Source organism: Streptomyces phyllanthi (assembly GCF_009377205.1).
In the GTDB taxonomy this organism is placed as follows: domain Bacteria; phylum Actinomycetota; class Actinomycetes; order Streptomycetales; family Streptomycetaceae; genus Streptomyces; species Streptomyces phyllanthi.
Map to the genome: position 1 here is coordinate 1 of NZ_VJZE01000397.1, position 8628 is coordinate 8628.

Annotated in this window: 8 protein-coding genes; 5 read left to right on the forward strand and 3 right to left on the reverse strand. The window is 73.0% G+C overall.

Annotated features, from left to right (window positions below; all coding sequences use genetic code 11):
- Positions 1-1518 (forward strand): cytochrome P450 (locus tag FNH04_RS35610; RefSeq protein ID WP_152789986.1); only part of this gene is annotated, 1518 nt, incomplete at its 5' end.
- A gap of 18 nt (positions 1519-1536) precedes the next feature.
- Here FNH04_RS35610 and FNH04_RS35615 read toward each other — a convergent pair.
- Entirely contained in the window at positions 1537-2508 is a 972-nt protein-coding gene (locus FNH04_RS35615; protein ID WP_152789987.1) for an RluA family pseudouridine synthase, read from the reverse strand.
- Positions 2509-2596: 88 nt separating this feature from the next.
- On the opposite strand from FNH04_RS35615, the gene FNH04_RS35620 reads away from it, so the two are divergent.
- Positions 2597-3178 carry a GNAT family N-acetyltransferase gene (locus FNH04_RS35620; RefSeq protein ID WP_152789988.1) on the forward strand — a complete coding sequence of 194 codons (582 nt, stop codon included), beginning with the start codon at positions 2597-2599 and terminating at the stop codon, positions 3176-3178.
- Between the two features lie 51 nt (positions 3179-3229).
- Here FNH04_RS35620 and FNH04_RS35625 read toward each other — a convergent pair whose 3' ends face one another.
- Both FNH04_RS35625 and FNH04_RS35630 read right to left on the reverse strand, forming a co-directional pair.
- Entirely contained in the window at positions 3230-4075 is an 846-nt protein-coding gene (locus FNH04_RS35625) for a siderophore-interacting protein (RefSeq protein WP_152789989.1), read from the reverse strand.
- 177 nt (positions 4076-4252) lie between these two features.
- Positions 4253-5182 (reverse strand): 5'-3' exonuclease, encoded by a 930-nt coding sequence (locus FNH04_RS35630; RefSeq protein WP_194236917.1) that lies wholly within the window; start codon positions 5180-5182, stop codon positions 4253-4255.
- A 1209-nt stretch (positions 5183-6391) separates the two neighbouring features.
- Between FNH04_RS35630 and FNH04_RS35635 the strand changes: the two genes are divergently transcribed.
- The 3 genes from FNH04_RS35635 to FNH04_RS35645 form a co-directional block, all read left to right on the forward strand.
- On the forward strand, positions 6392-6970 hold the full coding sequence (locus FNH04_RS35635; RefSeq protein WP_152789990.1) for a helix-turn-helix domain-containing protein: 579 nt from the start codon (positions 6392-6394) through the stop codon (positions 6968-6970).
- Positions 6967-7701 carry a helical backbone metal receptor gene (locus tag FNH04_RS35640; RefSeq protein ID WP_322724785.1) on the forward strand — a complete coding sequence of 245 codons (735 nt, stop codon included), beginning with the start codon at positions 6967-6969 and terminating at the stop codon, positions 7699-7701. The genes FNH04_RS35635 and FNH04_RS35640 overlap by 4 nt, the downstream gene beginning before the upstream one ends.
- Positions 7702-7749: 48 nt before the next feature.
- The coding region (locus FNH04_RS35645; RefSeq protein WP_152789991.1) for a LysR family transcriptional regulator at positions 7750-8628 on the forward strand (879 nt) is incomplete at its 3' end.

Here is an 8628-nt window from a genome sequence, read left to right on the forward strand (position 1 = left end):
CCCCCCGGCTGCCCCGCTCACGGCCTCAGCCCCGGCGGGCTGAGCCGGCTGTACGGTCCCGACGCGGAGGACCTGGGAGCCGTGTACGAGAAACTCCGTGCCGAGCACGGCACCGTGGCTCCCGCGCTGCTCCACGAGGACGTGCCCGTCTGGGTGGTGCTCGGGCACAGCGAGAACATGCAGATGGTGCGCAGCCCCTCCCAGTTCTGCCGCGACAGCCGTGTCTGGAACAGGCTCCTGGACGGCACGGTCAAGCCCGACCACCCCTACATGCCGCACATCGCCTGGCAGCCGATCTGTGCCCATGCCGAGGGCGACGAGCACCTGCGGCTGCGCGGCGCGGTCACCGGCGCCATCTCGACGATCGACCACCGGGGCGTCCGCCGCCACATCAACCGCGCGACCCAGCGTCTCGTCAACGCGTTCTGCGAGGACGGCAGGGCCGAACTGGTCGGCCAGTTCGCCGATCACCTCCCGATGGCGGTGATGTGCGAGATCCTCGGCATGCCCGACGAGTACAACGACCGGATCGTGCAGGCCGCCCGCGACATGCTCAGGGGCACCGAGACCGCGATCGCCAGCAACGAGTACATCGTGGACGCCCTGATGAGGCTCACCGCCCTGCGCCGGGCCGAGCCCAAGGAGGACTTCACCAGCCATCTCATCAACCACCCGGCGCGGCTCACCGACGAGGAGGTCGGCCAGCACCTGCGCCTCGTGCTGATCGCCGCGTACGAGGCAACGGCCAACCTCATCGCCAACGTGCTGCGGATGGTGCTCACCGACCCGCGGTTCCGCGCGCGACTGAACGGCGGACAGATGACGGTGCCCGAGGCGGTCGAGCAGACCCTGTGGGACGAGCCGCCGTTCAGCACCGTCTTCGCGTACTTCGCCAAGCAGGAAACGGAGCTGGGCGGTCAGCGCATCCGCAAGGGCGACGCCCTGATCCACGGCATCGCTCCGGGCAACGTCGATCCGCGTGTCCGTCCCGACCTCAAGGCCAACATGCAGGGCAACCGCTCCCACCTCGCTTTCGGCGGCGGCCCTCACGAGTGCCCGGGGCAGGACATCGGCCGTGCCATCGCCGATGTCGGCGTCGACGCGCTGCTGATGCGGCTGCCGGACGTCAAGCTCGGTTGCGAGGAGCATGAGCTGCGCTGGCGGGAGACGCTCTCGAACCGGCATCTGGTGGAGCTTCCGATCACGTTCGCGCCGAAGCCCCAGCAGGACGTCATGCAGCTGCCCGCCGCCCACCCGGTGCGGCCGCCACGTCCCAGCCGGCAGGTCATCGGCATGACCCCATCCGCATCCGCATCCCCATCCGCATCCCCATCCCCGTCCCAGCCTCCGTCGCAGGCCGGGGCCTCCGACAGCGTCGTCTCCGCGTCGGTCTCCGCGCCCGCCGCCACGCCCGCGGACACGACGCCCATGCCGGTGGCGATGCCGACGGCGACGTCCGTCCCGGACCGCCGCCCCGGCGTGTTCCGCCGCTTCCTGCGCTGGTGGCGCGGCCGGTGAGCCGAGTGGGCGCCGGGACTACCGCGCCCACTCCTCGTACGAGGACCAGGCCTCCAGCACGCGCGGGCTGACGAACCGGTGTTCGCGCCCCGTGACCGGGTCGGTGAACTCCAGCGCCCGCGCCAGCAGTTGGAGCGGGCGCCGGAAGTCACCGGGCGCCACGGGGCCGGTCACCACCGGGTACAGGGGATCGCCGAGGATCGGCACGCCCAACCCGCTCATGTGCACCCTCAGTTGGTGCGTCTGCCCGGTACGGGGTGTCAGCCGGTACCGGGCAAGACCTTCCTGGACGGGCCGGTCCCGCACCGTCCCGTCCAGGTGCTCCAGCAGCTCGACCCGGCTGACGGCGTTGGGCTCGCCCTCGACCTCGCGGGCCGCCATGACTCCGCGCTCCTTGACGATCCGGCTGCGGACGGTGCGCGGAAGGGTCAGCGCCGGGTCGTACGGAGCCACGGCCTCGTACTCCTTAGCGACCCGCTTGTCGCGGAACAGCGACTGGTACGCGCCGCGCTCCTCCGGCCGTACGGTGAACAGCACCAGCCCCGCCGTCAGCCGGTCCAGCCGGTGGGCAGCGCTCAGCGTCGGGATGCCCGACTCCCGCCGCAGCCGGGCCAGGGCCGTCTCGGCGACATGGCTGCCCCGCGGGGTGGTGGCCAGGAAGTGCGGCTTGTCGGCCACCACGAGGTGCTCGTCGCGGTACACGACGTCGAGCGCGAACGGCACCCTCTCCTCGTCGGGCAGCTCCCGGTGGAACCACACGAACATCCCCGGGACGTACGCCCCGTCGCGCGGCACCGGGCGCCCGTCGGCGTCCACGATCAGCCCCGCCTCCAGCATCCCGTCGATCACGCCCGGCCCGGCCGCGAGCCGCGCCACGAGGTGATCGCGTACGGTCGGCCACGCCTCCCCGGCCGGCAACCGGACCCGCACCGGATCCACCCCGTCGCGCTGTGGCAGGGGGGAAGGCGGGGCCGGGCTTCTGCGTCTCATCACGATCAAGCGTACGAGGGAGCGGGGGCGGCCTGCGGCACCGGAAAACCGCTGTGCCTTCCCCACCCCCGTTGGCAGGATGCCGATCATGCCTTACCTCACCACCGCGGTCCTCCCCGCCGGCAGCCTCGCCCAGCACCCGCAGCCCACCATCCCCACGGGCGACGGCCTCCTTCTGCGCCCCTGGAGGGCCGAGGACGCACCCGCCGTCCACCGGGCCTTCCAGGACCCGGTCATGCATCAGTGGCACCTCCGCGGGGCCGACTCCGAGGACGAGGTGCGCGGCTGGATCGACGAGTGGCGGAACGCGTGGACGCAGGAGCGGGCCGTGCAGTGGGCCGTCGTCGACGCGGACACCGACGGGCTCAGGGGGCGCGTGGCACTGCGGACCATGGAGCTGCACATGGGCACGGCCGAGGTCGCGTACTGGACCGCCGCGGCGGCACGTGGGCAGGGGGTCGCCGCCCGCGCGACGACGGCGCTCACCCGCTGGGCCCTCGACGACATGGGCTTCCACCGGCTCGAACTTCTGCACGCCGTCCGCAACGTGGCGTCCTGCCGTGTCGCCGTCAGGGCCGGCTTCGCCCTGGAGGGCACCAAACGCAGCGCCCTGCTCCACCCGGACGGCTGGCACGACATGCATCTGCACGCGCGCGTGCGGGGCGACTGACCCCGGGCGCCGAACGCTTGGGAGGCGGCAGCCGCTTCGGGCGACGCGGGGTCACGCGGTCGCCGGCGTACCCTCCTGCTCGGCCTCCACCCGTGCGTTCCAGTCGCGCTTGGCCACCTGCCACTTGTCCTCGTTGTGCCCGAGCCGCCAGTAGCCGGAGATCGACAGGTCCTCGCGCGGGATTTGGTGCTCGACGCGCAGCAGCCGGCGAAGCTCCTTGACCAGGCCGGCCTCGCCGTGGACGAAGGCATGGAGGCGGCCCTCGGGGAACTCCAGTGCGCGGACGGCCTCGACGAGTGCCTCACCGACGGGACGGTCTCCGCGGTGCAGCCAGACGACCTCCACTTCGGAGGCGATCTTCTGCTCCTCGTCGGCGTCCGGGACCTCGATGAAGGCGCGGACCTCGGCGCCGTCGGGCATCGCCTCCAGTGCGGCGGCGATCGCGGGCAGAGCGCTCTCGTCACCGGCGAGCAGGTGCCAGTCGGCGCCCGGGTCCGGCGCGTAGGCCCCTCCGGGGCCCAGCAGCCGTACCAGCTCGCCCGGCTGGACCCGCGTGGCCCACGGACCGGCGAGGCCCTCGTCGCCGTGCACCACGAAGTCCAGGGTGAGCTCGCGCAGTTGGGGGTCCCAGGCGCGCACGGTGTACGTCCGGGTCACGGGCCACTGCTCGCGCGGGAACTCCGCACGGATCCGCTCCATGTCGAAGGGCTCCGGGTAGGTCACGCCGTCGGGGCCGAAGAGCAGCTTCACATAGTGGTCGGTGCTGCCCCTCGTGGCGAAATCGGCGAGACCTTCGCCACCGAGGACGACGCGCTGCATGTGCGGGGTCAGCCGCTCGGTGCGGATGACTCGTGCGGAGTGGGGCTTCGGGGCCCTGCGTGCCGGACGCTCTGCCATGGCGGCCTCCCAGATACATAGCTAAGGCTAACCTAAGTTAGCATCTCCCCCTGGGTGACACCCCACGTTGGTGTGTCGAGATATGTCAAAATCTTCGGCCCCGCGACGCGCTGGTTCGTGAGCAGTGCCGCTCACTCCGCAGGCGCGGAACGCCCGGCCGCGGTACGCGCGCACCGATCAGGTCCGCAGCGTCGTGAGCAGCCGCTGGAGCGAGCCGCCCAGGCCCCAGCGCGCGGCGAGCTCCTCCAGCCCCGCCGCATCCCGCGGTTCGCGCGGGAGCGCCGTGTCCACATCGGGCAAGGGTACGTCCCCTGCCACCCGGACGACCCTGGGGGCGACCGATACATAGGAACGCGACTCGTCGAGCCTCTTGCGCTGGGACGGGGTGAGCCTGGCCGACGGATCGTCGACCGCGGCCATGATCCCGGCCAGATCGCCGAACTCGGCCAGCAACTTCGCCGCCGTCTTCTCGCCGATGCCCGGCACTCCGGGCAGCCCGTCGCTGGGGTCGCCGCGCAGCAGCGCCAGGTCCGCGTAACCGCCGCCGTCCACCCCGTACTTCTCGCGCAGACACGCCTCGTCGGTGTGCTGCAGGGTGCCCACGCCCTTGAGCGGGTACAGCACGCGCACCCCGCGCGCGTCGTCGACCAGCTGGTACAGGTCGCGGTCGCCGGTGACGATGTCGACCGGGCCCTTCGCGCGCGCGGTGAACGTGCCGATGACGTCGTCCGCCTCGTACCCCTCGACCCCCACGCGCGCGATACCCAGCGCGTCCAGGACGTCCTCGATGACCGGCACCTGCGGTGAGAGCGTGTCCGGTACCTCCTCCTCGTCCGGGCCCGCCTCGTGCTCCTCGGCGACGCGGTGTGCCTTGTAGGAGGGGATCAGGTCGACCCGCCACTGGGGCCGCCAGTCCGCGTCCATACAGGCCACGAGGTCGTCGGGCCGGTGGTCCCGGACCAGGCGGTCGATGAAGTCGAGCAGTCCCCGCACGGCGTTCACCGGCGTGCCGTCCGGAGCCCTCACGGAGTCCGGCACCCCGAAGAAGGCGCGGAAGTAGAGCGAGGCGGTGTCGAGGAGCATCAGGCGTCGGGTCACCTTCCGCATCATGCCGTACCGCACTGACAGCGGGTGTCCGGCGGGGCACCGGTGCGGCCTCCCGGCCATGGGGTGGGCGCGCGGTGCGGCGCGCGGTGTGGCGCGGCCCACCCGCCGGAGTGTTCCGGGGGGCGGCGGGTGGTCCGCACGCCCGACGCTCGCTCCCCGCACCACCCCGCTGTCCCTGTGAGCCCCGTGCCCACAGGGCCCGCGCCGTCGCCCCATGCTCTTCCTCGTCGTGGCCGTGGCCGTGGCCGTGGCTGCGGCTGCGGCTACGGTGGCGCTCGTGCCCGCCGTACCGCCGCCGGTCCGGCTGTCCACCGCCAGGGCCGCACCCGGCCCCGCGTTCGCGGCCATCGCGCGTACGGGGCGGTTGCGTACTGGCGTACGAGAAAGATCCGGCCAACCACGCAGAGGTCCGCGGTTCTCCCGGCGCGGGGCCCTCCTGGCCGGCCGTGCCGACCGCTCGTACGACATTCCTCCGCACCCTTTCCCGCTGCTCCGAGGGCACCCCGACATCACTTCCGCGCATGGCGGTATCGTCGAACTGACCGGCCACTACCGGGCATCCTGCGATACGGACCGCCAACTGCGCGCTACTCTGCGCAACTTCACAACCTGGCAGGCCACGCCGGACAAGCGGCTCGACCGGGCCCTGGAGGCGTGGGGGACGGGCGGCAACATGGGCGACCGCGTACGCCTCCGGCCCGGCGGCGCGGGACCGGTGCTGATCGAGGGCCGGAGGAGGCGCCATGGCTTCGCGAGCTGGAGGGTGTACGCCTACGGCCCGGTGACCGGGGTGCGCGGACCGGCTGGGCTTACGGAGCCACGCGGGCGGCGCAGCCGTCGCCAACCCGTCGGTGACCCTCCTGGCCGATCCCGGGGGCACCCCCGCGCCTCTGGTCAGCCTCTTCGTCCCCCGGGAGGGTGCGGCGGCGGGGGAGTGGGGCCGGCCCCTCCACTGGCGAGAACTGTGACCCCGGCCGTTCCTCGGCGTGACAGCGATGTGACGGGCGCATGAAACGGTTTGCCGAATATGCGTAGGGTGCAGAGAACTCATCAGAAGACGTGAGAAGACGTGCGCGGGCAAGCGCCGGATGAGTACCTGATGAACAGCGGAACAGTGGTGTATCAGTAACGGCTGTACCGGCAGCGGTTGTACCGGTGGCAGCCGTGGCGGCACGGGCGGACCGACGAGCGAAGGAGGGAGCCGGAGCGATGGGCGACCACAAAGAACAGCCCCTTCGAGTGGGCGCGGCCGTCCGGCGGCGGCGCCGGGCACTGGAGCTCACGCTCGCCGTCGTGGCCGAGCGCAGCGGCCTGTCGGTCCCCTTCCTCAGCCAGGTCGAGAACGAGCGGGCCCGCCCCAGCAGGCCCTCCCTGGAGCGCATCGCCGACGCCCTGCGCACCACCGCCGTGGAGCTGCTCGCCGCGGCCGACCCGGCGTGCAGCGTCGATGTGGTGCGCGCTGACACGGACGCCGTCGCGCCCCCCGAGTCCCATACGCGCTCTCTGGTGCGCGGCCACCACCAACTGCACGCCATGGAGTTCACCGGTGACCACGACGAGGGCAGGGAAGTCCAGCACCGCAACGACGAGTTGATGTACGTGGCCGACGGCGCCGTCGAGGTGGAGGCGGAGGGCCGGGCCCACCGGCTCGGGCGGGGCGACACCCTGTACCTGAGCGGTGGCGTACGGCACCGGTGGCGGGCCACCGTCCCCGACACCCGGGTGATCGTGGTCGCCGTCGCGGACCACATCGAGGCGCTGGAGGACCGGCACCGGCGCGGTGCGTGACCGTTGTGCTCCGTGTGGTCTCCCTCGTCCCCTCCCTGACCGAGGCCGTGGCGCTCTCGGCTCCGGGCACGCTGGTCGGCGCCACCGACTGGTGCAGCCATCCGGGCGCACTGGACGTCGTCCGGGTCGGCGGCACCAAGAACCCGAAGACCGACCGCGTCCTGGGACTGTCCCCCGATCTGGTGATCGCGAACGAGGAGGAGAACCGGGAGCCCGACCTCAGGGCTCTGCGGGAGGCGGGCGTCGAGGTCCTCGTCACCGAGGTGCGCAACGTTCCGCAGGCCTTCCGTGAGCTGGAGAGGGTGCTGCGCGCCTGCGGGGCACCCGCGCGGCCGCGGTGGCTGGACGAGGCGGAGGAAGCCTGGTCCCGGCTGCGGCCCCCGGAGCGCCGTACGACCGCCGTGGTGCCCGTCTGGCGCCGCCCCTGGATGGTGCTCGGCCGGGACACCTTCGCGGGGGACGTCCTCGCCCGGCTGGGCGTGGACCACCTGTACGCGGCGCACGCGGACCGCTATCCCCGCGTGCCCGTCGAGGAACTGCGGGCGGCGGCCCCCGGTGTGGTGGTCCTGCCGGACGAGCCGTACCGGTTCACGGCCGACGACGGGCCCGAGGCGTTCGCGGGGCTCCCGTGCGCGCTGGTCAGCGGACGCCACCTCACCTGGTACGGCCCGTCCCTGAGCGAGGCGCCACAGGTGCTGGGCGAGGCGCTGCGCGCGGCCGCGCGGCGCTGAGCGGTCCCCGCCGGAGGGCCCCTGCGGATCCGGACATAAGCTGGGGTTATGAGCAGGGGTGAGGGCGGCCGGGGCGTGGACAGCGGTGACGTGCCGCGGAACGGGCTCGCGCACCGGGTGCCGGATCTCGGGGCACTGGAGCTGTTGCTGGCCGTGGCGCGGCTCGGGTCGCTGGGGCGGGCCGCGCGGGAGCTGGGCGTCACACAGCCTGCTGCGAGCAGCCGCATCCGCTCCATGGAGCGGCAGCTGGGCGTGGCCCTGGTCGACCGGTCGCCCCAGGGGTCGCGGCTCACGGACGCCGGCGCGCTGGTCACGGACTGGGCGCGGCGGGTGGTGGAGGCGGCCGAGGCGTTCGACGCGGGGGCGCAGGCGCTCCGGGACCGGCGGGACTCGAGACTGCGTGTCGCGGCGAGCATGACGATCGCGGAGTACCTGCTGCCGGGGTGGCTCATCGCGCTGCGCGCCCAGCGGCCGGACACGGCGGTGTCCCTGCTCGCGGGCAACTCCTCGGCCGTCGCCGAGCGGCTGCTGGCGGGGGAGGCGGATCTCGGGTTCGTGGAGGGGGTGAGCGTGCCGGCGGGCCTGGACTCGGTGATCGTCGCCCATGACCGGTTGATCGTGGTGACGGCGCCGGGGCATCCGTGGGCGCGGCGGCGGAAGCGGCTGCAGGCGGATGAGCTGGCGGCCACGTCGCTGATCCTGCGGGAGCAGGGGTCCGGGACGCGTCAGGTTCTGGACGAGGCGCTCGGGGGACTGGCCCGGCCGCTGATCGAACTCTCCTCGACGACCGCGGTCAAGGCCGCCGCCGTGAGTGGGGCGGGGCCCGCGGTGGTGAGTGAGCTGGCCCTCGGCGAGGAGCTGTCGGCCCGGCGGCTGGTGAGTGTTCCGCTGGACGGGGTCCACCTGCGGCGGGCGCTGCGGGCGGTG